24 protein-coding genes are annotated in these 24,926 nt (G+C 62.5%); 8 read left to right on the top strand and 16 right to left on the bottom strand.

Going from position 1 to position 24,926, the window contains the following annotated elements; translation table 11 throughout:
* Positions 1 to 146 precede the first annotated feature (146 nt).
* On the bottom strand, positions 147 to 1,247 hold the full coding sequence (gene recA, locus AC1DVW_RS15235; RefSeq protein ID WP_112561417.1) for a recombinase RecA: 1,101 nt from the start codon (positions 1,245 to 1,247) through the stop codon (positions 147 to 149).
* A 283-nt stretch (positions 1,248 to 1,530) separates the two neighbouring features.
* On the opposite strand from recA, the gene AC1DVW_RS15230 reads away from it, so the two are divergent.
* A complete protein-coding gene (locus AC1DVW_RS15230; protein ID WP_477324095.1) occupies positions 1,531 to 2,475 on the top strand; it encodes a carbohydrate kinase family protein in 945 nt (314 codons plus the stop codon).
* Positions 2,476 to 2,524: 49 nt separating this feature from the next.
* Entirely contained in the window at positions 2,525 to 3,442 is a 918-nt protein-coding gene (locus AC1DVW_RS15225; protein ID WP_477324093.1) for a pseudouridine-5'-phosphate glycosidase, read from the top strand.
* A gap of 4 nt (positions 3,443 to 3,446) precedes the next feature.
* Here the strand turns inward: AC1DVW_RS15225 and AC1DVW_RS15220 are convergent, their stop codons facing one another.
* Complete coding sequence (locus AC1DVW_RS15220) at positions 3,447 to 3,770, bottom strand: TfoX/Sxy family protein (RefSeq protein WP_477324091.1); 324 nt, start codon at positions 3,768 to 3,770, stop codon at positions 3,447 to 3,449.
* A gap of 89 nt (positions 3,771 to 3,859) precedes the next feature.
* On the opposite strand from AC1DVW_RS15220, the gene AC1DVW_RS15215 reads away from it, so the two are divergent.
* Positions 3,860 to 4,357, top strand: a complete 498-nt coding sequence (locus AC1DVW_RS15215; protein WP_477324089.1) for a GFA family protein — start codon at positions 3,860 to 3,862, stop codon at positions 4,355 to 4,357.
* Between the two features lie 179 nt (positions 4,358 to 4,536).
* Here AC1DVW_RS15215 and sufA read toward each other — a convergent pair whose 3' ends face one another.
* The 9 genes from sufA to AC1DVW_RS15170 form a co-directional block, all read right to left on the bottom strand.
* Positions 4,537 to 4,917 (bottom strand): Fe-S cluster assembly scaffold SufA, encoded by a 381-nt coding sequence (gene sufA / locus AC1DVW_RS15210; protein WP_477242922.1) that lies wholly within the window; start codon positions 4,915 to 4,917, stop codon positions 4,537 to 4,539.
* Positions 4,918 to 5,022: 105 nt separating this feature from the next.
* A complete protein-coding gene (locus AC1DVW_RS15205; protein WP_477324087.1) occupies positions 5,023 to 5,415 on the bottom strand; it encodes an SUF system Fe-S cluster assembly protein in 393 nt (130 codons plus the stop codon).
* 21 nt (positions 5,416 to 5,436) lie between these two features.
* The gene (locus tag AC1DVW_RS15200) at positions 5,437 to 6,669 is read right to left on the bottom strand and encodes a cysteine desulfurase (RefSeq protein WP_477324085.1); all 1,233 of its coding nucleotides are present in this window, start codon (positions 6,667 to 6,669) and stop codon (positions 5,437 to 5,439) included.
* A 21-nt stretch (positions 6,670 to 6,690) separates the two neighbouring features.
* Complete coding sequence (locus AC1DVW_RS15195; protein ID WP_477324083.1) at positions 6,691 to 7,305, bottom strand: hypothetical protein; 615 nt, start codon at positions 7,303 to 7,305, stop codon at positions 6,691 to 6,693.
* Positions 7,306 to 7,341: 36 nt separating this feature from the next.
* On the bottom strand, positions 7,342 to 8,610 hold the full coding sequence (gene sufD / locus AC1DVW_RS15190; RefSeq protein WP_477324081.1) for a Fe-S cluster assembly protein SufD: 1,269 nt from the start codon (positions 8,608 to 8,610) through the stop codon (positions 7,342 to 7,344).
* A 43-nt stretch (positions 8,611 to 8,653) separates the two neighbouring features.
* Positions 8,654 to 9,409, bottom strand: coding sequence for a Fe-S cluster assembly ATPase SufC (gene sufC / locus AC1DVW_RS15185; RefSeq protein WP_477324079.1), 756 nt, complete (start codon positions 9,407 to 9,409; stop codon positions 8,654 to 8,656).
* Between the two features lie 95 nt (positions 9,410 to 9,504).
* Positions 9,505 to 9,666 (bottom strand): hypothetical protein, encoded by a 162-nt coding sequence (locus AC1DVW_RS15180; RefSeq protein ID WP_477324077.1) that lies wholly within the window; start codon positions 9,664 to 9,666, stop codon positions 9,505 to 9,507.
* Between the two features lie 45 nt (positions 9,667 to 9,711).
* Positions 9,712 to 11,229, bottom strand: a complete 1,518-nt coding sequence (gene sufB, locus AC1DVW_RS15175; protein ID WP_258593086.1) for a Fe-S cluster assembly protein SufB — start codon at positions 11,227 to 11,229, stop codon at positions 9,712 to 9,714.
* Positions 11,230 to 11,416: 187 nt separating this feature from the next.
* The gene (locus AC1DVW_RS15170) at positions 11,417 to 12,580 is read right to left on the bottom strand and encodes a cysteine desulfurase family protein (protein WP_477324075.1); all 1,164 of its coding nucleotides are present in this window, start codon (positions 12,578 to 12,580) and stop codon (positions 11,417 to 11,419) included.
* A gap of 239 nt (positions 12,581 to 12,819) precedes the next feature.
* Between AC1DVW_RS15170 and AC1DVW_RS15165 the strand changes: the two genes are divergently transcribed.
* Positions 12,820 to 13,494 carry an alpha/beta hydrolase gene (locus AC1DVW_RS15165; protein WP_013532163.1) on the top strand — a complete coding sequence of 225 codons (675 nt, stop codon included), beginning with the start codon at positions 12,820 to 12,822 and terminating at the stop codon, positions 13,492 to 13,494.
* Positions 13,495 to 13,512: 18 nt separating this feature from the next.
* Positions 13,513 to 14,163 (top strand): FMN-binding negative transcriptional regulator, encoded by a 651-nt coding sequence (locus AC1DVW_RS15160; protein WP_477324073.1) that lies wholly within the window; start codon positions 13,513 to 13,515, stop codon positions 14,161 to 14,163.
* A 3-nt stretch (positions 14,164 to 14,166) separates the two neighbouring features.
* On the opposite strand, the gene AC1DVW_RS15155 is transcribed toward AC1DVW_RS15160, so the two are convergent.
* From AC1DVW_RS15155 to AC1DVW_RS15140, 4 genes are all read right to left on the bottom strand, one after another.
* A complete protein-coding gene (locus tag AC1DVW_RS15155) occupies positions 14,167 to 15,042 on the bottom strand; it encodes a phosphatase PAP2 family protein (protein WP_477324071.1) in 876 nt (291 codons plus the stop codon).
* Positions 15,029 to 16,678: an ArnT family glycosyltransferase gene (locus AC1DVW_RS15150; protein WP_477324069.1), complete on the bottom strand. Its 1,650-nt coding sequence runs from the start codon at positions 16,676 to 16,678 to the stop codon at positions 15,029 to 15,031. Before AC1DVW_RS15150 ends, AC1DVW_RS15155 begins: the two co-directional genes overlap by 14 nt.
* A gap of 98 nt (positions 16,679 to 16,776) precedes the next feature.
* Positions 16,777 to 17,112 (bottom strand): lipid-A-disaccharide synthase N-terminal domain-containing protein, encoded by a 336-nt coding sequence (locus AC1DVW_RS15145; protein WP_477242912.1) that lies wholly within the window; start codon positions 17,110 to 17,112, stop codon positions 16,777 to 16,779.
* On the bottom strand, positions 17,105 to 17,839 hold the full coding sequence (locus AC1DVW_RS15140) for a glycosyltransferase family 2 protein (RefSeq protein ID WP_477324067.1): 735 nt from the start codon (positions 17,837 to 17,839) through the stop codon (positions 17,105 to 17,107). The genes AC1DVW_RS15145 and AC1DVW_RS15140 overlap by 8 nt, the downstream gene beginning before the upstream one ends.
* A gap of 266 nt (positions 17,840 to 18,105) precedes the next feature.
* On the opposite strand from AC1DVW_RS15140, the gene tyrS reads away from it, so the two are divergent.
* Positions 18,106 to 19,359, top strand: coding sequence for a tyrosine--tRNA ligase (gene tyrS / locus AC1DVW_RS15135; RefSeq protein WP_477269337.1), 1,254 nt, complete (start codon positions 18,106 to 18,108; stop codon positions 19,357 to 19,359).
* Positions 19,360 to 19,439: 80 nt separating this feature from the next.
* Here the strand turns inward: tyrS and AC1DVW_RS15130 are convergent, their stop codons facing one another.
* Complete coding sequence (locus tag AC1DVW_RS15130) at positions 19,440 to 22,817, bottom strand: hypothetical protein (RefSeq protein ID WP_477324065.1); 3,378 nt, start codon at positions 22,815 to 22,817, stop codon at positions 19,440 to 19,442.
* A 95-nt stretch (positions 22,818 to 22,912) separates the two neighbouring features.
* Between AC1DVW_RS15130 and AC1DVW_RS15125 the strand changes: the two genes are divergently transcribed.
* A complete protein-coding gene (locus tag AC1DVW_RS15125) occupies positions 22,913 to 23,380 on the top strand; it encodes a peroxiredoxin (protein WP_477269333.1) in 468 nt (155 codons plus the stop codon).
* A gap of 134 nt (positions 23,381 to 23,514) precedes the next feature.
* Positions 23,515 to 24,804, top strand: a complete 1,290-nt coding sequence (locus AC1DVW_RS15120; protein ID WP_477324063.1) for a M23 family metallopeptidase — start codon at positions 23,515 to 23,517, stop codon at positions 24,802 to 24,804.
* Positions 24,805 to 24,926 lie beyond the last annotated feature (122 nt).

The raw sequence follows: 24,926 nt of genomic DNA, 5'->3' as shown, positions 1-24,926 counted from the left end.
TTTGCGGGCCAGTCGAACCAGCCCTGCCTCGCCGCCAAAACACAAAACCGCCGGCTTCAAGGCCGGCGGTTTGAAACACACTGATACGCAAACTCAATCGGGATACGCGAACTCAAGAAGAAACTCAGGCGGACATTGCCCGCATCCTACATGGCGCCGGATTCTTCCTCGAAGCCGTCGTCTTCGCCACGCTCAGGGCCGCCATTTTCGAGGAATTTCTCGGCGATCAGCCCGGCATTTTGCCGCAGCGCCAACTCGATCTCGCGTGCCGTGTCGGGATTGTCGCGCAGGAACAGTTTTGCATTCTCGCGGCCCTGGCCGAGACGCTGCGAATTGTAGGAGAACCAGGCGCCGGATTTCTCGACCACGCCGGCCTTGACGCCGAGATCGACCAGCTCACCGGTCTTGGACACGCCCTCACCATACATGATGTCGAATTCGACCACCTTGAAGGGCGGCGCCAGCTTGTTCTTGACCACCTTGACGCGGGTCTGGTTGCCGACGACCTCGTCGCGGTCCTTGACCGAACCGATGCGGCGGATGTCGAGGCGCACCGAAGCGTAGAATTTCAGCGCGTTGCCGCCGGTCGTGGTTTCCGGCGAACCGAACATGACGCCGATCTTCATGCGGATCTGGTTGATGAAGATGACCATGGTGTTGGAGCGCGAGATCGAGGCGGTCAGCTTGCGCARCGCCTGGCTCATCAATCGCGCTTGAAGACCGGGCAGCGAATCGCCCATCTCACCCTCGATTTCAGCGCGCGGCGTCAGCGCCGCCACCGAATCGACCACCAGCACGTCGATGGCGCCGGAGCGGACCAGCGTGTCGCAGATTTCCAGCGCCTGCTCACCGGTGTCGGGCTGCGAGATCAGCAGATTTTCGAGATCGACGCCCAGCTTGCGGGCATAGACCGGATCAAGCGCGTGTTCGGCGTCGACGAAGGCGCAGATGCCACCCTTCTTCTGGGCTTCGGCCACCGTGTGCAGGGCCAGCGTCGTCTTGCCCGAGCTTTCCGGCCCATAAATCTCGACGATGCGGCCGCGCGGCAGGCCACCGACGCCAAGCGCGATATCGAGGCCAAGCGAACCCGTGGGCACAGTCTCGATCTCGACGACCTGCTCGTTGGCGCCGAGCCGCATGATCGAGCCCTTGCCGAAGGCACGCTCGATTTGCGACAGCGCCGCATCCAGAGCCTTTGATTTGTCCACCGCTTTGTCCTCTACAAGCCGCAAAGAATTCTGAGCCATGATACATCACCCCTTGGTCGTCAATGAAGGCCGGACAATCCGTAATCCCTGTCGAGTTTGTACCTTTTTTGTTCTCGTTTGGCAAGGGGTATCAAATGTCTGAAAAACAATCGATTTCCGGATTTGTTCTATTTTTGTTTCACATTTCGGTTTGGCGACGCGTCCGGCATGAATCGAGGCCGGTTGCTTGTTTTGCCCTGCCGAATCGCTGCCTTGATCGCGAAGCTCCTGTCCGACAGCCTAGCGCTTGTCCGCGACGAATAACAAAGGTCATATCGCCTTCATGGTGAAATCCGCAAAGATACTGGCCGTTGGCGGCGCCCATATCGACCGGCGCGGCCAGGTTGCCGGCCCGTATGTGCCGGCAGCGTCCAATCCAGGCACGATGCGCGAGGATGTCGGCGGCGGCGTCTTCAACGCGCTGCGCAGCATCGTGCGGCGCGGCGTCTCGGCTTCGCTGCTTTCGGTGCGTGGCGGCGATGCGGCCGCAGACACGGTGTCTTCGGCCATCGCCAAGGCTGGCATTGCCGATCTGTCGGCGGTATTCCTCGACCGCACGACGCCAAGCTACACGGCGCTGCTCGACCGCGACGGCGAGCTGATCGTCGGCTTTGCCGACATGGCGTTGTATGATCTGGCATTTCCCAAGCAGATCCGCCGCTCCAAGGTGCGCGAGGTAATCGCTGCCGCCGATGCGATCCTGTGCGATGCAAACCTGCCGTCGACTGCACTGGAGCGCCTGGTGGGGCTCGCAGATGGCAAGCCGGTGTTTGCCATCGCCATCTCGCCGGCCAAGGTGGTGCGGCTGATGCCGGTGCTCGGCGGGCTGGCGTTGCTGTTCATGAACCGCCGCGAGGCGATAGTGCTGGCCGGGGCAAACACCGATGCCACGGAGCGAGGCCTGGGCGACGGCCTGAGGGGCGTCGGCCTCAAGAGCGGCGTGGTGACGGCGGGCGATGGTCCGGTGCTGGGCTTCGACGAAGCCGGCCTGTTCTCCATTGCACCACCTGCGCCCAGAAAAATCGCCGACGTCACCGGCGCGGGCGATGCGCTGGCGGGAGCAACGGTCGCCGCGCTGCTGCGCGGCCTGCCATTGCGAGAAGCGCTGCGCGAAGGCGTTGCGGCGGCGACGCTCGCCATCGAAAGTGCCGACGCAGTGCCGGCCTTCACGGCGGCCAGCTTTGCCGAAGCGCTGGCCCTTGTGCCGGATGTGCAGGAAATGGCATGAGACCGGCGAATTCTTGTTGCTGGAGCGCCGCTCCAGATCGGAGACCATCATGACACCGGAAAACGCCCGCCCCTTCATCGACATCCACCCGCCGGTGGCGCAGGCGCTGGCCGCTGGGCGCCCGGTGGTGGCGCTGGAAAGCACCATCATCACCCATGGCATGCCCTATCCCGACAATGGCGCCATGGCAGCCAATGTCGAAAAGATCATTGCCGATGGCGGCGCGGTTCCGGCGACGATCGCCGTGGTTGCCGGCCGCATCAAGATCGGCCTGTCCGACGGCGAGCGCGAGTCGCTCGCGATGACCGGTGACGCCATGAAGCTGTCGCGCGCCGACCTCGGCTTCGCGGTCGCCGAGGAACGCACCGGCGGCACCACGGTCGCGGCAACCATGATCGCGGCGCATATGGTCGGCATAAAAGTGTTTGCCACCGGTGGCATCGGCGGCGTGCACAAGGGCGCCGAAAAAAGCTTCGATATCTCCGCCGATCTCGACGAGCTGGCGCGCACGCCGGTCATCGTCGTCTCGGCCGGCGCCAAGGCGATCCTCGACATCGAAAAGACGCTGGAAGTGCTGGAAACGCGTGGCGTGCCGGTGGTCGGCCATGGCTGCGAGACGATGCCTGCCTTCTGGTCGCGCCATTCGCCTTTCCGCGCGCCGCTGACCTTGCATGGCGCCGACGCGATCGCGCAATTCTACAAGACTCGGGCTGCGCTTGGCCTCAGTGGCGGCATGCTGATCGCCAATCCGGTGCCTGAAAACCACGAAATCCCAGCCGAAGAGATGGCCGGCTACATCGAGGCGGCGCAGAAGGCAGCCGAAGCGCTGAACGTGACCGGCAAGGCGGTGACGCCGTTCCTGCTGGGAAAAATCCTCGAACTCACCGGCGGCAGGAGCCTGAAGACCAATATCGCGCTGGTCGAAAACAATGCGCGGCTGGCGGCCAAGATCGCGAAAGCCCTCTAGGCGATTACTTCCCGGCGCGCCATCCGGCCTCATAGGCCCGACGCGCCCAGACCGTCATCTCGTCGGGATCGTCGAAGGCGCTGTCGGGAATGCTCCAGTAGGGCATCGAGACCAGCTTGCCGTGCCTTGAGCCGGTATAGGTCCATTGCTGGCAGCCGGCGGCTTCAAAGTCGGGGGCACTTTCCGCATCGGCCTTCAGCTTCAATTCGCCACGCAGCACGATGGCGACGATGACGCCGTCGAAATAGATGCCCTTGCCGCCGAACAGTCTTCGGATGCTGACCGGGCCAAGGCTGTCGAAAAGTTCGGTTATGCGTTCATTGTCCATGCCGCGATCATGTCACCGGGATTTGGCCTTGTCATTGCCGCAACTAAAACCATGCTGACAGGTTGAAGCTAATTCGTTGGAGTTTTGCCATGCCGCTTCTGCTCAAAGGGTCCTGCCGCTGCGATGCCGTCCATTTCGAGATGGAAAGCCATACGCCGGTGCCGTTCATGCTGTGCTACTGCTCGATCTGCCGCAAGCAGCAGGGCGGCGGCGGCTTCGCCATCAATCTCGGCGCCGACTACAAAACGCTGAAGATCAAGGGCAAGCGCAGCCTCGGCGTCTACAAGGCCGAGATCGAGGATGACGAGCATCCCACATGCGAGATTTCGACTGGCGAGCGCAATTTCTGCAGGAAATGCGGCTCGGCGCTGTGGCTCTACGATCCGACCTGGCCGGATCTGGTCCATCCTTTTGCGTCAGCGATCGACACGGACCTGCCCGAACCGCCTGAAAAGGTTCACATCATGCTGAAATACAAGGCGACTTGGGTCGAGCCGGTGATCGGCAAGGGTGACAAGGTTTTCGACGTCTACCCGGAGGAATCCATCGCCGACTGGCACAAACGAACGGGGATGTGGGTGGAATAGTGTCCTTCACCCGTTTACGGGGAGGTGAGGAGTGGTCCGCGTAGCGGACGAAAAGCCAATTGCTTGGCTTTTCGAATGACGAACGCCGGCAGGGGGCGGCGCTAGCTCTGGAGACGCTGGCGCTGCCCCTCATCCGGCCCTTCGGGCCACCTTCTCCCCGTAAACGGGGCGAAGGAAGCTCAAGCCGACTCGCGCGCCTCGGCCAAAGCCTTCAGATCGGCCGGCTTCAGTTCGACGGATTCGCCGCAGCCGCAGGCCGAGCTCTGGTTCGGGTTGTGGAAGGTGAAGCCGGTGCGTAGCGTCGTCTGCTCGAAATCCATCTCGGTGCCGAACAGGAAAAGCGCGGCTTCCGGCGCGACATAGACATGCGCGCCGTCGCGTTCGATGTGGTCGTCCTTGGTGTTCGGCTCGGTCACCAGATCGACCGTGTATTCCATGCCGGCGCAGCCGCCCTTCTTGATGCCGAGGCGAATGCCATGCGCGTTGTCGCGCGTGGCGACGATCTCGCGCACCCGGTCGGCAGCCTTTTCGGTCATCGTGATGACGGCGAAGCGTCCCATTCTTTTTCCTCTTCCATTCCATGCAGGTTCAAGGCCTGCCGAATGATTCCTCACCTAAAATGGTGAAGTTTTACCACTGGCGCAAGTGCGCCAGCCTTGGTCTGCCTAGTACCAGCCCACCGCCACCTGCGCCTCTTCCGACATGCGGTCGGGCGACCATGGCGGGTCGAAGGTCATGTTGACCTCGACGCCGGAAACGCCTTCGACGGCGCCGACGGCGTTCTCCACCCAACCGGGCATCTCCCCGGCCACCGGGCAGCCGGGCGCGGTCAGCGTCATGTCGATCTTGACCGAACGGTCGTCCTCGATGTCGATCCTGTAGATCAGGCCGAGTTCATAGATGTCGGCCGGGATTTCCGGGTCGTAGACCGTCTTCAGCGCCGAGACGATGTCGTCGGTCAGCCGCGCCAGTTCGTCGGCGGGAATGGCCGAGGCGGAAACCAGCGGATTGATCGCTGGTTCCGGCGCGGTCTCGGTGGTGTGGCTCGCATCATCCATGGTCGTCATCCAAAGAACTTGTCACCCGAAGAATTTGCGCGCTTTCTCAAGCGCTTCGGCCAAAGCATCGACTTCGGCCCTGGTATTATACATGCCGAACGATGCCCTGCATGTGGAGGTTACGCCAAAGCGTTTCAACAGCGGCTGGGCGCAATGGGTGCCGGCGCGTACCGCCACGCCCTGCCTGTCTATCACCATCGACACGTCATGGGCATGAATACCCTGCAATTCGAAGGAAATGATGGCGCCTTTGCCGGGTGCATCGCCGAAGATGCGCAGCGAGTTGATCGCCCGCAGCCGCTCATGCGCATAGGTCTTGAGATCGGCCTCATGCGCGGCGATGCGCTCGCGTCCGATTTTTTCCATGTATTCCAGCGCTGCACCCAGGCCGATCGCCTGGACGATCGGCGGCGTGCCGGCCTCGAAGCGGTGCGGCGGGTCGTTGTAGGTGACGATATCTTCCGTCACCTCCTCGATCATCTCGCCGCCACCCATGAAGGGGCGCATCCCCTGCAGAATGTCCTTCTTGCCGTAGAGCACGCCGATGCCGGAGGGGCCATAGACCTTGTGGCCGGTGAAGACGAAGAAGTCGCAGTCGAGATCCTGCACGTCGATCGGCATGTGCACAGCGCTCTGGCTGCCGTCGACGAGCACGGGAATGCCACGGGCATGGGCGATGCGCACGATCTCCTTGATCGGCGTCACCGTGCCCAGCGCATTCGACATATGGGTGATGGCGACGAGCTTGGTCTTGTCGGTCAGGCGCTTTTCGAATTCCTCGATATGGAAGGCGCCGAGGTCGTCGACCGGCACCCAGACCAGCTTGGCGCCCTGGCGTTCACGGATGAAATGCCACGGCACGATGTTGGAGTGGTGCTCCATGATCGACAGCACGATCTCGTCGCCCTCGCCGATGTTGGGCATGCCATAGCCGTAAGCGACCGTGTTGATGGCCGCGGTCGTGTTCGAGGTGAAGACGATGTTGTCGGTGCTCGGCGCGTTGAGGAAACGGCGCACCGTCTCACGCGCCTTCTCATAGGCGTCGGTTGCGGCGTTGGACAGGAAATGCAGGCCGCGATGGACGTTGGCGTATTCCTGGGAATAGGCGTGCTGAATCGTATCCAGCACCACCTGCGGCTTCTGTGCCGACGCGCCATTGTCGAGGTAGACGAGCGGTTTGCCGTAGACTTCGCGCGACAGGATAGGGAAGTCGCGGCGGATCGCCTCGACGTCGTAGGGGGTGGTTGAGCTCATATCATCCAAAGCTAACTCCGATCACACGCGTAATATCATGGCAAAGGCAGTCGGGACGGAAATGCCTGCTCCGTCAATCCACGACCAGGAAAGGACGAAAATGAAGCTGGTGAGGGCAATGCAGATGCCGGTCAAAAAAGCCTGCGGCCAAGGCAGTCTGCCTCCGTAGCGCGCGGCGACCACACCCGTCAGGACGAAAACCCCTGCAAGGGGATCGAAATCCCCCATCCAGCCACCCAAAACTCGGTTCAGATAGAACCATTTGTAGGTCGTTGAGCCGAGCGGAGCGATGAGGAGCGTTATGATCTGAACAACGTATATCAGGAGCAACCAGGAGAGGACCGATTTGGCTGTCCCCGAACCCTTCAGCAGGCGAACCATGCCCAACAGAACAAGTCCCACGATAAAAAAGTGCAACGGAGCGGCCCAACCAGCCCACCGCACGATCGCTGGAAGGCCGTCCAGACTATCAGAAACGGGCATCGAGGCGGTCGACTGGTAAAGCGAGAACTGCAGTGCATGGGCATATGCGGAGAGCCCTACAACAGCCAATGCAATTGCCAGCCAAGGCAGCAACCGCCCAAGCCCGCGTTCATATGATGTCGAAGTATCTACCCGATCCATCGTTTCGACCATCATCCTCCTGAGGATGACGCCCTGACCTTAAGCCGCTTACCCATGAGCCACGAACCAGTCGTCGAGCCGTGTTTCCAGCGCCTCGACGATGGTTTCGTCGTCCAGTTCCTCGATCACTTCGGCCACGAAGGCTTTCACCAGCAGGCCGCGGGCGCTCTTCTCGTCGATGCCGCGCGCCATCAGGTAGAACAGATGGTTGTGGTCGATCTCGGTGACGGTGGCGCCATGGCCGCAGACGACGTCGTCGGCGAAGATTTCCAGCTCCGGCTTGGTCGAGAACTCGCCATCGTCCGACAGGAGCAGCGTGTTGCAGGCCATCTTGGCGTTGGTCTTCTGCGCATACTGATGGACGTTGATGCGGCCCTGGAAGACGCCCCGCGCCTTGCCGGTCACGACGTTGCGGATCACTTCCGTCGACGTCGTATGCGGCACGGCATGGTCGAGCACCATGGTCACGTCCGTGTGGGTGTCGCCGGCGAGCAGGTTGATGCCGCGTAGCTTGAAGTCGGCGCCTTCGCCCGTTGTCCGAACCACGATCTCCTGGCGCACAAGCTTGCCACCGGCATTCATGAAGAACACCGTCAGCTTCGAATTCTTGCCGAGATGGGCCTTGAACTGGGCCAGATGCGTCGCCGTTTCCGGCTGCTCCTGGACGATCAGCCAGGTGACGTCGGCACCCTCGCCCAGCACCAGCTGGCTGACCGAGCTCACCAGGGCCGCGCCGTCGCCGGTCTGGCGCTCGACGATGCTAGCCTTGGCCCCAGTGCCGACGCGCACCAGCAGGCGCACATGGGTCTGGCCGCCGGCCTGCAGGTTTTGCAATTCGATCGGCTTTTCCAACTGGGCGCCGTCGGCGATGTCGACAAAATAGCCGTCGGCGACAAAGGCAGTGTTCAGCGCACCGATGGCGTCATCGCTGCCATAGGGATCGAGCCCAGGTGCTACGCTGCCGTCTGTCAGTTTTTCCGACAGGCGCTGCACGGTGACGCCGTCGATGACAGGCAGTTTCGTGCCCGATACGCCATTGAGGATCGCCAACACGGCGGAACCGTCGACGATCGGCGCAATGGCCTTGGTCTTGGCCGCGGGATCGAAATCCGGCACCGAAGTCAGCAGGCGGCGCAAATCCGTGTAGTGCCAGGATTCGATGCGCCGCGTCGGCAGGCCGCTTTTGATCGCCTCGATGGCGTCGTCACGCTTCAGCATCACCGCGCCGTCGCCGGGCAGCAGCGACAGCCGCTCGCCAAAAGCGTCGATCAGCGCCGTTTCGGCCTGTGTCCGCTGGGGTTGTGTATGCATGTTCATCAGTTTTGCCTTGCCTTTCAGCATTAAATGGCCTTCTGGCATCTCACGCGGCTTCGCCGATCACACCGGCGTAGCCATTGGCTTCGAGGTCGAGCGCCAGCGATTTGTCGCCCGACTTGATGACCTGCCCCTTGTAGAGCACGTGCACGCTGTCCGGCACGATGTGTTCGAGCAGGCGTTGGTAATGGGTGATGACGACGATGGCGCGATCTGGCGAGCGCAGCGCATTGACGCCGTCGGAGACGATCTTCAGCGCGTCGATGTCGAGGCCGGAATCGGTCTCGTCGAGCACGCAGAGTTTTGGCTCCAGCAGCTTCATCTGCAGGATCTCGGCGCGCTTCTTCTCGCCGCCGGAGAAGCCGACATTGAGCGGCCGCTTCAGCATCGCCATGTCCATGTTGAGCGAAGCGGCAGCCTCTTTCACGCGCTTCAAAAATTCCGGGATCTTCAGCGGGTCTTCGCCGCGCGCCTTACGCTGCTCGTTCATCGCCACTTTCAAGAATTCCATCGTCGCGACGCCCGGTATCTCCATCGGATACTGGAAGGCGAGGAAGATGCCTGCGGTGGCGCGCTCGGCCGGATCCATTTCGAGGATCGAATGGCCGTTGTAGAGGATGTCGCCTTCGGTGACCTCGTAGTCCTCGCGGCCGGCGAGAATGTAGGACAGCGTCGATTTGCCCGAGCCGTTCGGGCCCATTATGGCGGCCACCTCGCCGGCCTTCACCGTCAGGTTCAGGCCGCGAATGATTTCCGTGCCGTCGTCGACGATGCGGGCATGCAGGTTCTTGATCTCAAGCATTCTTCTTTATTCCTCTTGCCGACGCGGCAATTTCGTTCATTCGTTCAATCAGTTCGTCCAGCGAGTAGTCAGGCGTCGCCCATGTGCTGCGACAGTCACATTCCAACGGTCTGCCGCACGAAGGGCCAGACAAACGCCGCCACCAGACCGGTCACCGCGCCGCCTGCCAGGCGACCGGGCAGCGAACCGAACGATGGCGCCAGCGCCGAAAGCGCTCCGCAAATGATGGCGTAGAAAGCCATTTGCAACGTATCCATCACTTCATCCCCCTCAAGCCGCCGTTCGGAGAATTTACTCTGCGTTCACCCGACACTGCCTTCCAGTGAAATGCCGATCAGCTTCTGCGCTTCGACTGCGAACTCCATCGGCAGTTGCTGGATGACATCCTTGACGAAGCCGTTGACGATCAGCGCGATCGCCTCTTCCTCGGGAATGCCGCGCTGCATGACGTAGAACTTCTGGTCCTCGGAAATCTTCGACGTCGTCGCTTCGTGTTCGAACTGCGCCGTCGAGTTCTTGGCTTCCATGTAAGGCACGGTGTGCGCGCCGCACTGGTCGCCGATCAGCAGACTGTCGCAATTGGTGAAGTTGCGGGCGTTGGTTGCCTTGCGGTGCGCCGAGACCTGGCCGCGATAGGTGTTCTGCGAGAAGCCGGCGGCGATGCCCTTGGAGATGATGCGGCTCGACGTGTTCTTGCCGAGATGGATCATCTTGGTGCCGCTATCGACCTGCTGATAGCCGTTCGACACGGCGATCGAATAGAACTCGCCGGAGGAATCGTCACCACGCAGGATGCAGCTCGGGTACTTCCAGGTAATGGCCGAACCGGTCTCGACCTGCGTCCACGAGATCTTCGAACGGTCGCCACGGCAGTCGCCGCGCTTGGTGACGAAATTGTAGATGCCGCCCTTGCCCTCGGCGTCGCCGGGGTACCAGTTCTGCACCGTCGAATATTTGATCTCGGCATCGTCGAGCGCCACCAGTTCGACGACGGCGGCGTGAAGCTGGTTCTCATCGCGCTGCGGCGCCGTGCAACCCTCGAGATAGGAGACGTAAGCCCCCTCCTCGGCGATGATCAGCGTGCGCTCGAACTGGCCGGTGTTCTTCTCGTTCATGCGGAAATAGGTCGACAGTTCCATCGGGCAACGCACGCCCTTGGGCACGAAGACGAAGGAGCCGTCGGTGAACACGGCGGAGTTCAGCGTGGCATAGTAATTGTCGGAGGTCGGCACGACCGAGCCGAGATACTTTTTCACCAGCTCCGGGTGCTCGCGGATGGCTTCCGAGATCGAGCAGAAGATGACGCCGGCCTGCGCCAGCTCCTTCTTGAAGGTGGTGACGACGGAGACGGAATCGAACACCGCATCGACGGCGACGCGGCCCGACTTGTAGACATTGTCGCTGGCCTCTTCGAATTCCGACACGTCGGTCTTCTGCACACCGGCGAGGATTTCCTGTTCCCTGAGCGGAATGCCGAGCTTTTCGTAGACCTTCAGCAGTTCGGGATCGACGTCGCTGAGCGAGGTCGGGCCGGGCGTGCTCTTGGGCGCCGCGTAGAAATAGATGTCCTGGAAATCGATCTTCGGATAGTGGACGCGCGCCCAGGTCGGCTCGTCCAGCGTCAGCCAGCGGCGATAGGCCTCCAGGCGCCATTCCAGCATCCAGGACGGCTCGTCCTTCTTGGCCGAAATGAAACGGATGATGTCTTCGCTCAGGCCCTTGGGGGCCTTGTCCATCGCGATTTCGGTCTGGAATCCGTATTTATACTGGTCGACGTCGATCTTTCGAACCCGATCGATCGTGTCCTGCACAGCAGGCATAAGCGTTCTCCATCCACGCCGGGGTCAAGGCCCGACAGTTTTCAAACTATGGCACCGGCAACGAGCCCCCATGGGGCTCAAAGGCGGCGTAAGTTCCATATAGTGCGTTTCGACCGGAAATTCACCCGGCCACCCTGAAACGCACGGCTCTACCAGGCCAAAAAGGCCCGAATTCGTTTTGCCACGCTCAGGCGGCTTCTTCCCTGTTCGCCCGACGCGCGGCGATCGCTGCCAGCGCGGTGCGAAACATCTCGATGTCGTCGGCGTCGGTTGCGTGGCCGATGGACACACGCAAAGCGCCAAGGCTGTCACCGTAGCCCATGGCCTTCAGAACATGGCTGGGGCCGACCTTGCCCGACGAACAGGCTGATCCCGCTGACAGCGCAACGCCGGCCAGATCGAAGGCGATCTGCGCCGTTTCGGCCTTGATGCCCGCAATAGCGAAGAATGTCGTATTGGCAAGCCTTGGCGCGCCGGTTCCAAAGATTTCTGCATCCGGCACCAGCAATTTCAGGATGGCCTCGACCTCGTCGCGGCGACGGCCGACCGCATCGATGCTCTGCAATCCGGCGAGGGCTTCACGCGCAGCTGCGCCAAAACCGACGATGCCGGCGAGGTTTTCGGTGCCGCCGCGATGACCCTTTTCCTGGCCGCCGCCATTGATCAGCGGCTTTGGCATCATCAGATCCGCGGCGGCGACGATGGCGCCGACGCCCTTGGGACCGCCTATCTTGTGCGAAGATACAATCAAATAATCGGCGTAACCCGCTGACATATCGACCGGAATGCGACCGACCGCCTGCACTGCGTCAACGATCAGGATGCCGCCCGCCGCCTTGACGATTTTCGCGATGGCCTCGACCGGCTGGATGACGCCGGTCTCGTTGTTGGCGGCATGGATCGCCACCAGCGGCAGGCCGTCGGCCTTGTCGTGCGCGGCAAGGGCGACCGCCAAAACGTCGAGATCAACAATGCCGTCGGCATCGACGCCGATCCGCGTCACCAAGCCTGCCGGGAAGCGCCCGCCATTCAGCAGGCAAGGATGATCGGCCGCGCAGACATAGAGATGACTCATGCGGATAGCGCCGCGCCCCATCTGCCAGTCCGGCGTCAGCAGCGTCGAGGCGGCTTCCGTCGCCCCGGAGGTGAACACGACATGCTCGGGTTTGGCGTTGAGCAGTGCTGCGACGTCGCGCCTGGCATTCTCGATCAGGCGCCGGGCGGCGCGGCCTTCAGCGTGGACGGATGACGGGTTGGCCGTGATATCGAGCGCCGCGACCATAGCTTCGCGTGCCGCGGCAAGCAGCGGCGCACTGGCATTGTAGTCGAGATAGGCGCGTGTTGCGGCCATTTTCGTCCTGTTGGTCCCGTCAAAAGCCATTCGGCGAGGCTATGGCGTTATTTCCTTGAAATTCCAAGGCGAGCCGTCCTATTTACGCGGCTTGCGGCGCGGGTGGCCGGGCTCGACGTCTGGCCACTCAGTTTTGAACAGTTCTAAACTAGCTTCTAAGAAGACGCTCGCCCTGCGTCAAGGCCAGAGGAAGACACGTTCCGGGCGCCGCGCATTCGTATACCCAAGTGGAGTATTTCATGCCTGAGGTCATTTTCACCGGTCCGGCCGGTCGCCTGGAGGGTCGCTACCAGCCTTCCAAGGAAAAGAGCGCGCCGATTGCCATCGTCCTGCACCCGCACCCCCAGTTCGGCGGCACGATGAACAACAAGATCGTCTACGACCTCTTCTATATGTTCCAGAAGCGGGATTTCACCACGCTTCGCTTCAATTTCCGCGGCATCGGCCGCAGCCAGGGCGAATTCGACCACGGCACCGGCGAGTTGTCGGATGCCGCTGCCGCACTCGACTGGGTGCAGTCGCTGCATCCGGATTCCAAGAGCTGCTGGGTCGCAGGTTACTCGTTCGGCTCGTGGATCGGCATGCAGCTTTTGATGCGCCGGCCGGAGATCGAAGGCTTCATCTCGATCGCGCCGCAGCCCAACACCTATGACTTTTCGTTCCTGGCGCCCTGCCCGTCGTCCGGCCTGATCATCCATGGCGATGCCGACAAGGTGGCGCCGCCAAAGGACGTTCAGGGCCTGGTCGACAAGCTGCACACGCAAAAGGGCATCACCATCACCCAGAAGACTTTGCCCGGCGCCAACCATTTCTTCTCCAATGATGCGGACCTTTTGCTCGAAGAATGTGCGGATTATCTCGACCGCCGGCTCGCCGGCGAATTGTCCGATCCGCGGCCGAAGCGTTTGAGATAGAAGGACTAGCGGACGGCGATGTACCAACCTCCTCATTTCGTGGAAACGCGGCCGGAAGTCCTGCACGGGCTGATCCGGACGCATCCGCTGGGGCTGTTGATTTCCAACGGGGCCGAGGGGCCGGTCGCCAACGCCATCCCGTTCCTGCTTGACGCCGATGTGCCACCGAACGGCAGGCTGCGCGCGCATCTGGCCAAGGCCAATCCGCAATGGCGCCTGCTGGCCGACAATCCGGCATCGCCGGTGCTGGTCGTGTTCCAGGGCAGCGATGCCTATGTGACGCCGTCCTGGTACGAGACCAAGCGCGAGACCGGCAAGGTGGTGCCGACCTGGAATTATGCCATCGTCCAGGTGCGCGGCACCGTCAAGGTGATCGACGACCAGGCCTGGCTGGCACAGCAGATTGCCGAGCTGACGGCGTCGCAGGAAGGCACGCGCGAGGCGCCCTGGGCGGTGACCGACGCGCCGGCGCCCTTCATCCAGTCGCAGATCAAGGGCATCATCGGGCTGGAAATCGAGATCAGCGAAATCCACGGCAAGTGGAAAGTCAGCCAGAATCGGCCGGTCGCCGACCGCGCCGGCGTCGCCGAGGGGCTCGAAAGCGAAGACCCCCATTCGCCCGACATGGCGCAGCTGGTGAGATCCTACGGCGGACTGGACGGCAATTAGCTTCTAGCTTCTGCCCCGCTTCGCCTGGCCAAACCATGTCAGCCGGAACGTTTGCTTGCGGACCGGCAATCCCGCCGGCATCACGCGAAAGACGAAACCAAGCCGGGCAAAGATCAGCGCCGAGGCAATCGCAAAGGCACAGCCGAGGCCGAAGCCTGCGACGGTGTCGCTTGGGTAATGCGCGCCGACGAAAACCCTGGTCGAGGCAATGCACGCGGTGATCGCCAGGGCGATGTACCAGCGTTGCGGAAACAGCAGCAGAGCGATCCCGAACACGGCGCCCATGGTCGTGGCGTGGCCGGACGGGAACCCGGCGAAGCGCGCGTCAAAAGCGAAGGGATGCAGCGACAACACCCCGAAATCGTGGAAATACATCGGCCGAGCCCGGCCGATCGCATATTTCAGCACATTGACGGTCAGGCCGGACAGGCCGACAGCGCTCAGCACCAGAAAGGCCAGGCAGGTCCAGTTGTAGGCAAGCATCAGCGATTGCCGGGAAAGGCTTCGCCAATCGGTCAGGTTGGCGGCGACAAGCAAGAGCGCTGAGGGAATGAGGTACCAGCCGCTGAGGCCGAACTGGGTGAAGAAATCGGCGACCTGGACGAAACCGGACGACCACTGGTCTCGCAGCATGCCCGCTGGTGTATCGAGGCGAACAAAGGCCGCAGCCGTCAAAAAGACCCAGACCAGGAGCCAGACCGACCAGAGTATGTTCGGATAGGAGGCCGGACGCGCGGCAAAACGCCTTTTCACGATCTGCAAGGTATCGCGAAAATTGCCGAGTGATCGACCGGGCACCGCAAGCAGTGCGGCGGACACGGAAGATCGCGATTTCACCAGCATCGGGAATTCGACCCTGCAGCCGTCATTGGACGACACGATAGAGGCCGAGCGACAGTTTGTCTCCCGACGAATAGTTGAGGCCGTCGATCCGGGCAACGCGGTTCGCCGACTTGCCTTGCCCCGCCAGCAATCCATTCAGCTTCTGCTCGTCTCCGATCGGCGCCAGTGCCAGTGCGCAGGCAGGGTCGGCAAGCAGATGTTTGGCGACGCCATCGACGTCAGTCAGCAATGTTTTCGTGCCCACCAGGAACACCAGGCTCGGCTCGTGATACTCCGCCGAGGCGAGTACCGCCGTGTCGCAGGGACGGTTGGCGCGAACCGCGGCCTCAATCGCCGGGCTCAGCCAGATCGGCTTCAGCGAAGGCGCGATGACGCCGAACAACAGCCCATAGGTGATGCCGGCGCAAACCGCCGTCACACCGATGCGGCTGAGCGGCACCTGCAATTGCCTGGAAAAGGCGAAGTAGCCGGCAGCGAGTGCCGCGGCGGCAGCCGGAATGCTCCACCATGAGAAGGTATGTGTGAGATAGATCGGCGCGCCGACGCAGACCGCCGCCAAACCGAGGCTGACCACGGCAAGGCCGAAGGCTGTGGACCACCACAGCCAATTCTGCCAGGTTTTGAGCGGGGCGTTCGCGTCCTGCGGCTGCAATGTCAGAAGCCAGCCGATCAGCAGCGCCATGCCGGGATAGGCCGGCATGACATAGTGCGGCAGCTTTGTCGGGATCAGTTCGAACACCAGCCAGAACGGGATATACCAGGCGAGGCAGAAGCGCAGGCGCGGGTCGTCGCGCAGGCGATTGAGCGCCTGCAGCCCGGCGCCGACTGCGATCAGCCCGAAGGGCCACATGAACAGCGAATAGGTCAGCATATAGAAGCCGGGCGGCAGGCCATGCGATTCCTCGCCCGACGCGACCTTGCCGATCATGTCCTTGCCGACCGCCTGCTGCAGGAAAGCGCCATTGCTTTTCCAGGTGATGAGCGCGATCCAAGGCAGCACGATCAATGCCGCCAGAGCCAGGCCGCGTGCGGCCCTCAGCTTTGACAGCCAGCGCCAGTCGCGCTCGAAGGCGACCAGTGTGACCATGGTCAGCGCCGACAACAGCGGCGCGATCGGCCCCTTGATCAGGATCGCCGCACCCTGGGCGATCCAGAAAATCCACGGCAGATGGCCGCCGACAGGCTCGTTGCGGCGCGAGGCCGTGTAAATCTGCGCCAGCGCGCCTTGCGCCAGGACGCAGCAGGCCAGCAGCATGGCATCGGTCTTGGCGTCACGCCCCTCGAAGGCCGTGGCGAAGATCGCGGCCATCATCAGCCCGGCGGCGATGCCGGCATTGGTTCCAAAGAGATTGGCGCCGGTCCAGGCGATTCCGACAACGGCGATGGCAATGCCGAGCGCCGAGACCAGCCGGTACACCCAGATCGGTGCTGCCGCGCCGTCGCCGCTCAGCGCGACGGCCGCCGATTGCAGCCAGTAGATGCCGATCGGCTTCTGGTAGCGGGAGGCGTCCTGGAAGCGGATGTCGACATAGTCGCCGGTCTCGACCATCTGCTTGGTGGCCTGGACGAAACGCGGCTCGTCGCGATCGATCGGCGGCATCGACGCCAGCCCCGAAACCGTCATCAGCAGGCTGAACAGGAAGAGAAGGATATAATTCCTGTTCAACGCCATATCTCAACCTCTCCGGTCATTCGCGATGCATGTCGCCCAAAAGTGTCCAGCGGTTTTGGGATAAACGACATGCAAAAAAGAGTTACGTGACAGGCTGCTCAATCGACCTTGGTCATCGCTGCTGCCTTGCGCTCATTGGCGATCAGCCAGAGATTGCGGATGTAGATCAACATGCCCATGGCCTGGCCGGCGATGAACACCGGATCCTGGCGCACGATGGCGTAGATCAGCAGCAGGCCGCCGCCGAACAGCGAAAAGAACCAGAAGGCGACCGGCACGACGCTGCGCTTGGCCTTTTCCGAAGCGAGCCACTGCACGACGAAGCGCATGGTGAAGAAGAACTGGGCGACGAAGCCGAGCAGAATCCAGGCATCGAACTGTTTGATGAAAACCTGGTGGAGCCAGGTCGCCAGTTCCTGAAGCACGTTAGCCATGCCTGATTTCCTCTGTTTTTGGCATTCTGCGGCGCCGGCGGCGCAGCCACCAGACACCGCCGAGGTCGAGTGCACCTTGCAGACCGCGATCGAAAATTCCGTAATTCGACTTGCCGTGGCGCCGCGAGCGGTCGACCACGTCGCAGTGAACGATCCGATACCCCTCCTGGATGACCAGCGCCGGAACAAAGCGGTGCGTGCCGTCGAAGAACGGCAATTTCCTGAGGATGTCGGTGTGGATGGCCTTCAGGCCGCAGCCGGTGTCGCGGGTCTCGTCATGCAAGATCGCGCCGCGCAGCCAGTTGGCGAAACGCGACGCCAGCTGCTTGATCTTGCTGTCGCGGCGCTTCAGCCGCTGGCCTTGCGCGGCACCGAAATCGGGGCCGGCCTGCCGCAAGGCATCGACCAGCACCGGAATGTACTTTGGATCGTTCTGGCCATCGCCGTCGATGGTGGCGACGATGGCGCCGCGCGCCGCCCAGGCGCCCGAACGCACGGAAAGGCTCTGGCCGGCGGATTTCTGATGACGCAATTCCCGCAGGGGAAATGGGCGCTTGGCCGCCTCGGCGGCAAGCACCGAAGCGGTATCGTCGGTCGAACCGTCATTGACGATGATGATTTCGAAGTCGCGCCCGGTCATGGCGGCTTCGATCTCGTCGATCAGCAGCGGCAGGTTCGCCGCTTCGTTGCGGCAGGGAATGACGATGGATATCAATGCGTCCGGCATATGTCGCGTCGGGCTCTGTCACAGGATATGGCATTTGAGGGATGCCGTGCGGTGCCGTTCCAGCGGATCGAAGGCTGCAAGAACCCGTTGGCGCGGCGCCTCATTACGCCAGCCGAAACGATGAAGCAAGCTCGCGCGGCAGCGCAGCCTATGCCGCCAGCGTCGGCACAAACCGGAAACCACTTTTGCTAAACGCGCGCGGATGCTAAACGCCCGCGTTCATATCAAGCTTGGCCGTTCAAGCCGGGCGCTTTCAGGAAGAAAAAATGTCCGCCTTCAAATCCGATTTCCTGCGCACGATGAGCGAGCGCGGTTTCATCCACCAGACGTCGGATGATGCCGGCCTCGACCAGCTTTTCGCCAAGGAAACGGTAAGCGCCTATATCGGCTTCGACGCAACCGCCAAAAGCCTGCATGCCGGCTCGCTGATCCAGATCATGATGCTGCACTGGTTGCAGCAGACCGGCCACCGGCCGATCGCCCTGATGGGCGGCGGCACCTCGATGATCGGCGATCCGTCCTTCAAGGACGAGGCGCGCAAGCTGCTGACACCTCAGGATATCGAGGACAACCTGGCCGGCATCCGCCGCAACTTCGCGCCCTACCTCAAATTCGGCAGCAGCGCGGGCGACGCCGTCATGATCAACAATGCCGACTGGCTGATGGAGATCAACTACGTCAATTTCCTGCGCGACGTCGGCCGTCACTTTTCCGTCAACCGCATGCTCGCCTTCGATTCGGTCAAGCTCAGGCTCGACCGGGAACAGTCGCTGTCGTTCCTCGAATTCAACTACATGATCCTGCAGGCCTACGACTTCGTCGAACTCTACAAGCGTCTGGGCTGCCGGCTGCAGATGGGCGGCTCCGACCAATGGGGCAACATCGTCAACGGCATCGATCTCGGCCATCGCATGGAAAACGCACAGCTTTACGCGCTGACCACGCCGCTGCTGACCACCTCGTCGGGCGCCAAGATGGGCAAGTCGGCGTCAGGCGCAGTCTGGCTCGATGCCGAAATGCTGAGCCCCTACGAATTCTGGCAGTACTGGCGCAACACCGAGGACGCCGATGTCGGCCGCTTCCTGAAGCTCTACACGACGCTGCCTTTGGACGAGGTCGCGCGCCTGGCAGCCTTGGGCGGTTCCGAGATCAACGACGCCAAGAAGGTGCTCGCCACCGAGATCACCGCCATGCTGCACGGCCGGGAGGCGGCGGAGCAGGCCAGCGAAACGGCGCGCAAGACCTTCGAGGAAGGCGTGACCGCCGAAACGCTGCCGACCGTCGAGGTGGGGAAGACCGAGTTGGAGGCCGGTATCGGCATCCTGTCTCTGTTCGTCACCGCCGGATTGGCTGGGTCCAACGGCGAGGCACGGCGTCACATACAGGGCGGCGCGGTGCGCCTGAACGACCAGCCCGTGTCCGACGACCGCCGGGTGGTGACGCTTCAGGATCTGAGTCCGGAAAACGTCGCAAAGCTGTCGCTCGGCAAGAAAAAACACGTTCTGGTGCGGCCTGTTTAACCCGGGCCGGACAGGCCCCTGTTTTCTTGTTTGACCATGATCTTGTCCAAAAACCGGTTTCCACTTTTAGGGATCATGGTCTAGCGATACTCGAAGATCGACCTGAAGATCCCGGGCGCGATCACCGACAGCGGGTTGATGTCCAGCACCGGCTTGTTGGCATTGCCCTTGAGCCGGTAGGTGACGCCGATCAGGCCGCGATCGCGGCCATTGCCGAGCAGTGCGCCGACCAGCGGCAATTCGCCAAAGATACGGTTGAGGCCATAGGCCGGCATGAACGTACCGGTCATGTCCATATTGTTGTCCTGGTCGTAGAGCGTGCCCTGGAACGTCGTGCCGATGCGCGGACCGCGCAGCACGCCATTGGCGAGCTTCAGATAGCCGGCGCCCTTTTCGATCTCGGTATAGCCGCGTTCGAACTTCACCCGCGAGGTGTCGAGCTTGCCCTTGACCGCTTCGTTGAGGCTGCGGCTATCGCCGGCCGGCGTGGTCGATACGATCGAGGCGAGCTTCGGTTCGTCGACGATGAAGAAGTCGCTGCTGTCGACCTGACCCTTCATCGGCCCGTCGCCGGCGCCCGCCAATGCCAGCGTGATCAATCCGCCTTCCATGTGTTCGTAGATGTTGAGGAAGCGCAGGATGGCGCCGGCGTCGGCCGACTTCATGGCGAGCGCGCGCCTGCCGTCGCCGGTGGTGTTGCTGATGGTTATGGCTGCACCCGAACTGGCGACAGCGCTCACCTTCAGCCCGTTCACTCTTGAGCCGGCGGCGCTGTAGTCGAGCTTCAGGTTCGACAGGACCTCGTCGTGGAACCCGGTCAGGGAATCGACATCGGCGCTGACGGAAATCGCGTTGGAGCCGGTGGTCTTGGTGGCGGTGTCGACGTCGGAGGTAAACTGCTTGATCAGCGAACGGGCATCCAGGGCGCTGCCGCTGACATCGACCGCATAGCCCTTGCCGGATCGCTTGACCGACACAGCAATGTCGTCGCCGCGGTTCAAGGTCACCTTGCTGAAGCGGCCGGTCGACAGGGCGCCGTTGACCAGCACCACGCTGCCGTCGATGGAGAAGGTCTTTCCGTCGAGGTTGAAATCGGACAGCGTCGTAGTGCCGCCGGACTTCGCCATGACGAAGGAGACGTTGGCGGGAATGCCCGGCCCCTTGCTCCAGCCCGCCCAAGGGATGTCCAGCCTGGCATCGGTCAGGTCGGCCGAGACGTTCTGGTTGCCGTCGCCGCTCTTGTCGATTGCCACCTTTATGGTTCCGGAAAGCAGCGGCGACAGGCCAGGCATGGCTGCATCGCGTATCTTGTCGTCGAGCACCAGCGCGACCTTGCGGCTGCGCGGCGGTCCGCCGTTCCTGAGCGGCTCGACCAGATCGAGTTCAGCCGGAATGCCGTTCAGCAACGCCTTGGCGGAAATCACCGCCTGATCGGGTCCAACGCTGATCGAACCGTCGGCGCCGGTCACCGTCTGGTCTTCAAACGGCTTGGCCAGCGCCAGGTCCTTGTAATCCAGCGTCACCAGCCAATCGAGTTTCGAGGTGTCGACGCCGGACTGCAGCGGAATATCCGCTTTGACGTGCCCGGTCATCGTGCCGGAGAGGTCTTCCGGCCGCAGGCCGACATGGCGCATGGCGTTGATCGGCTCATAGGAGGCGAGCTCTGCTATTGCCGGCGCCTCGCCGGCGACATCGATGTCGAGCGCACCGATCACCGGCGGATGGTTCGCCGCCTTCACCGTCAGCGTGCCGTTGCTTGCCTCGACGGTACGGCCGCTCGGCATATAGACGCTGCCTGACGTCAGGGAAATATCGACATCGTTGCCGTGGAAGCCGACAACGCCCACGGCGTCGCGTATCGGCGGGATGCGGCCGGCCGTGTCGAAGCGCGAGCCTTCGATCTGGAAACGGCCGAACACCTCATCGGCCGAAAGCGGCACGCCGTTGCCAAGACGCCCCGGCACGACCTGGAACTGCAGATTGGCATCGACGACGCGGCCGCCGAACAGGTTCTGCAGCACCCACAGACGGGCATTCTTGGCGGAAAACCAGGGCCACAATTGCTTGACATGCGAGACCGGCATGTCGTGGACATTGAAGGCAACCGATATTCCCGGCGCCTTTCCCTCGACGAACGCGACCGAAGCGGTGCCCAGCGCCTCGCCGGTCGGCCCGGACCTGATGCCGATCTGCTCGGCGACCAGTTTGTGGCTGTTGGTCTGGTAGACACCGGCGATGCGGGCGAAGAAGTTGAGGGCCGGCTCGGGCGATTCCGACGGCGCCAGCGTCGACCCATCGCTGGTCAGATCGTAGCGATAGGAGGGCTCCTCGCCCGCCGCGCCGGTTGCCGGCTTTGGCCCGATCGAACCAGCGAAATCGAAGGTCGAGCGGCCGGTCTTGAGCAGCAGCCTGTCGACCTGGATCTTGTTGGAGCCAGCGGCAAGCGTGGCATCGACATCGACATCGGCGGGAAGCAGGCCGCGCGTGCCGAGATCGAGCACCGAGCCGGTGAGCGACAACGCCGCGGTCAGCTGCGAATTGTTCTCGCCGGACCCTTCCGATCCGGTCAGCTTCAGCGCAACCGCGCCCAGTTTGCCAGCCACCGCCGCCGTGGCGTCGCCGGCGACTTTCACGCTGGCGTCGAGTGCGGCGACGCGCCGCGTCGTCGTATCGCGGCGGGCCGAGGCGGCGATGGTGAGTGCGCGGCCATCGACGGCCGCATCGGCCGAAAATACCATGCTGCCCGCCCCCGACTGCAGCACGCTGGCAGTGTTGATCCTGACCTGTTTGACCGCTCCGGCTTCGGGCAGCTCAAATTCGACATTGCGCAGATCGATCTGGCGCATCGAATCCTCACGCACGGCATCGAGCCCGTGGTTGACGCCGGCGAAGACCGCTGCGGCGAGTTTTTCCGGATCGACAAGCCCGTCCTGGTTGCGCAGCCCGGCCGTCCAGTCGCCACCCGCCGGCATCGCCGCAGTCACGATATGGGCGTCGGAAATCCTGGCGCTGGTGAGCCGCACCTCGCCCGAAAGCAAAGGGATCAGCCTGATGCCGAAGCGGACGCGCCCGGCATCGGCCATCGGCTTGCCATAGGCGGTCTTCAGGCTGACGTCGCTCACCTGCAGCGCAATGAAGCTCGATCCGTCGAGCGTCAGGCGAGCCGGTCCAACCGAAACGTCGACATCGACACCGGCCAGTTTCTCGATGGCGGTTTCGGCTTCCGCCCGCAGCCGTTCGGTGCCAAAGCCTGAGGCGCCGATCACGTACACGACGACAGCGGCCAACAGCACCAGCGCCGAAAACCCGGCAACCAGCCGCGCAAGAATGCGAAAGCCGCGACCGATGCGCGCCTGGCCGAGCGGAGGCACATCGCACGCAGACGGGAACTTGCCCAGGTCGGTGATCTCATCACGCCTGAACTTGATCTTCTCGTGCTGCGGTTCTTCCTGATCCACGCAATTTTCCGTTGTACGAACTCGATCGTGGACGAATCCCCGTTCGACACTATATCGATGCAGCTTCGCGCGTAACCTCAAACAAGGGCATCGATATGGCTGACCTCGACGTGGGCGATCTTGCGCCGCAATTCGACCTTCCGCGCGACGGCGGTGGGTCGCTCAGTCTGACAGCATTCCCGGGCAAACCGATCGTGCTCTATTTCTACCCGCAGGACGACACCACAAGTTGTACCACCGAGGCGATCGGCTTTTCGCAGCTGAAGCCGGAATTCGAAAAGGCCGGCGCCGTCGTGATCGGCCTGTCGCCCGACAGTGTGAAGAAGCACGACAAGTTCAAAACCAAATACGATCTCACCATCGATCTGGTCGCCGACGAAGAGCGAAAAGTGATCGAGGCCTACAATCTGTGGGTCGAGAAGACGATGTATGGCCGCAACTACATGGGCGTCGAGCGCGCAACCTTCCTGATCGGCAAGGACGGGAAAATAGCCAGGATCTGGCGGAAGGTCCGCGTCAAGGGCCATGCCGAAGAGGTGCTGGAAGCGGTGCGCGCGCTTTGACGGTTCGCCGTCGCTGGTCTCGATGGCGAACGTGCGAGCAATCCTTACCGGCGCTTCGTCCCCGGCAAAGCTTTGTTAACCCTAATAATGTGTAATCAGGCTCGTCGTTGGTGTCGTAACGAAAGCTTGGTCCCGTGAACGTAACCGGTCAGTCAGCGGTCTTCGGCAGACGCAGAGAACCCCACACGGTCATCATCGCCCGGGGCAATCAGATAAGGCATTTCACCATACGCCCCTGGTTTGCCGCGTTCATAGGCTCGGCGCTGGCGGCGATTGCCATAGGCTATCTGCTGGCGACGTCCTACCTCGTGCTGCGCGACGATCTCATCGGCGCCGCCACGGCGCGGCAGGCGCGCATGCAGCAGGCCTATGAGGATCGCATTTCGGCGCTGCGCGCCCAGGTCGACCGCATCACCAGCCGCCAGCTTCTCGACCAGCAGCTCATGGAAACCAAGGTGAGTGAATTGCTGGATCGGCAGTCCCAGCTCAGCCAGCGCCATGGCCGCCTCGGCCCGATCCTCGAACGCGCCGAAAACGAAGTGGGCACGCCGCCTGCCGCGGCCGATGCCACGCCCGCAAAGCCGGACGAACATGCCGACGTGACCGGCAGCATCTCCCAGCCGATGGCCTATTCCGTCGCCAGCCTCGGCGCCGGCGACACCAGGCCGTTCTCGCTGTGGTCGACCCGCTCCGATCCGCTGCCCAGCGAGACAGCGGCCGACCGCGCCGACAAGCTGTTCGTGTCGATCAACGAATCGCTAAAGACCATCGAGAGCCAGCAGCTCACCCGCATCGCCACGCTTGCCGACAATGCCTACAAGAGCGCCGATGCGATTACGCAGGCGCTGCAGGCGGCCGGCCTGCCGGTCGACAGCGACTTCGGCAAGAACGAGAGCGATGTCGGCGGCCCGCTGATCCCGCTCGACAGCTCGATGATGTTCGACAGCAAGGTCAAGGAACTCGACGAAGCGCTGGATGCGCTCGACCACCTGAAAACCGAGGCGCGGCGGCTGCCGCTTGCCAATCCTGCCCCCGGCCACTCCGTCACCAGCCCGTTCGGCGTGCGCACCGACCCGATCCTGGGCACCGCGGCGCTGCATTCGGGCATGGATTTCCGGGCGCCGATCGGCATGTCCGCCAAGGTCACGGCGCCCGGCGTCGTCGTCAAAGCCGGCTGGAACGGCGGCTATGGCCGCATGGTCGAGGTCGACCATGGCAATGGCTTCTCGACGCGCTACGGTCACCTCAGCGAAATCGACGTCAACGTCGGGGACAAGGTCGATGCCGGCGCCATCATCGGCAAGACCGGCAGCAGCGGCCGCTCGACCGGCCCGCATCTGCACTACGAGGTTCGCCACAATGGCGAAGCCATCGATCCGCTGCGCTTCCTCTCGGTCGGCAAGAAGGTCGCCCAGTATCTCTAGGCCGACGATCCTTTCGTCGGCTGTTCATTCGACAACCCACGCATATCCGCAGCGGCGCCAACCTTCAAAGGTTCGGAACAAGCCCCTGATGACCCGGCAAGCGCTGGGGCCATGCAGGCAAC

This window comes from Mesorhizobium sp. P3_B5, assembly GCF_056402815.1.
Note: the sequence above shows the minus strand (reverse complement) of the source record. Positions and strands in the feature narration are given on the sequence as shown.

What these genes read in the sequence shown, in the direction of transcription:
- AC1DVW_RS15215 (WP_477324089.1), top strand. Translation starts at nt 3,860, where the DNA reads ATGCCGCTTCTGCTCAAAGGGTCCTGCCGCTGCGATGCCGTCCATTTC.
- AC1DVW_RS15165 (WP_013532163.1), top strand. Translation starts at nt 12,820, where the DNA reads ATGCCTGAGGTCATTTTCACCGGTCCGGCCGGTCGCCTGGAGGGTCGC.
- sufB (WP_258593086.1), bottom strand. Translation starts at nt 11,229, where the DNA reads ATGCCTGCTGTGCAGGACACGATCGATCGGGTTCGAAAGATCGACGTC.
- AC1DVW_RS15180 (WP_477324077.1), bottom strand. Translation starts at nt 9,666, where the DNA reads ATGGATACGTTGCAAATGGCTTTCTACGCCATCATTTGCGGAGCGCTT.
- sufD (WP_477324081.1), bottom strand. Translation starts at nt 8,610, where the DNA reads ATGAACATGCATACACAACCCCAGCGGACACAGGCCGAAACGGCGCTG.
- AC1DVW_RS15205 (WP_477324087.1), bottom strand. Translation starts at nt 5,415, where the DNA reads ATGGATGATGCGAGCCACACCACCGAGACCGCGCCGGAACCAGCGATC.
- AC1DVW_RS15220 (WP_477324091.1), bottom strand. Translation starts at nt 3,770, where the DNA reads ATGGACAATGAACGCATAACCGAACTTTTCGACAGCCTTGGCCCGGTC.
- sufA (WP_477242922.1), bottom strand. Translation starts at nt 4,917, where the DNA reads ATGGGACGCTTCGCCGTCATCACGATGACCGAAAAGGCTGCCGACCGG.
- AC1DVW_RS15225 (WP_477324093.1), top strand. Translation starts at nt 2,525, where the DNA reads ATGACACCGGAAAACGCCCGCCCCTTCATCGACATCCACCCGCCGGTG.
- AC1DVW_RS15170 (WP_477324075.1), bottom strand. Translation starts at nt 12,580, where the DNA reads ATGGCCGCAACACGCGCCTATCTCGACTACAATGCCAGTGCGCCGCTG.
- AC1DVW_RS15160 (WP_477324073.1), top strand. Translation starts at nt 13,513, where the DNA reads ATGTACCAACCTCCTCATTTCGTGGAAACGCGGCCGGAAGTCCTGCAC.
- AC1DVW_RS15230 (WP_477324095.1), top strand. Translation starts at nt 1,531, where the DNA reads ATGGTGAAATCCGCAAAGATACTGGCCGTTGGCGGCGCCCATATCGAC.
- AC1DVW_RS15200 (WP_477324085.1), bottom strand. Translation starts at nt 6,669, where the DNA reads ATGAGCTCAACCACCCCCTACGACGTCGAGGCGATCCGCCGCGACTTC.
- AC1DVW_RS15150 (WP_477324069.1), bottom strand. Translation starts at nt 16,678, where the DNA reads ATGGCGTTGAACAGGAATTATATCCTTCTCTTCCTGTTCAGCCTGCTG.
- AC1DVW_RS15125 (WP_477269333.1), top strand. Translation starts at nt 22,913, where the DNA reads ATGGCTGACCTCGACGTGGGCGATCTTGCGCCGCAATTCGACCTTCCG.
- AC1DVW_RS15195 (WP_477324083.1), bottom strand. Translation starts at nt 7,305, where the DNA reads ATGGTCGAAACGATGGATCGGGTAGATACTTCGACATCATATGAACGC.
- AC1DVW_RS15145 (WP_477242912.1), bottom strand. Translation starts at nt 17,112, where the DNA reads ATGGCTAACGTGCTTCAGGAACTGGCGACCTGGCTCCACCAGGTTTTC.
- sufC (WP_477324079.1), bottom strand. Translation starts at nt 9,409, where the DNA reads ATGCTTGAGATCAAGAACCTGCATGCCCGCATCGTCGACGACGGCACG.
- AC1DVW_RS15140 (WP_477324067.1), bottom strand. Translation starts at nt 17,839, where the DNA reads ATGCCGGACGCATTGATATCCATCGTCATTCCCTGCCGCAACGAAGCG.
- tyrS (WP_477269337.1), top strand. Translation starts at nt 18,106, where the DNA reads ATGTCCGCCTTCAAATCCGATTTCCTGCGCACGATGAGCGAGCGCGGT.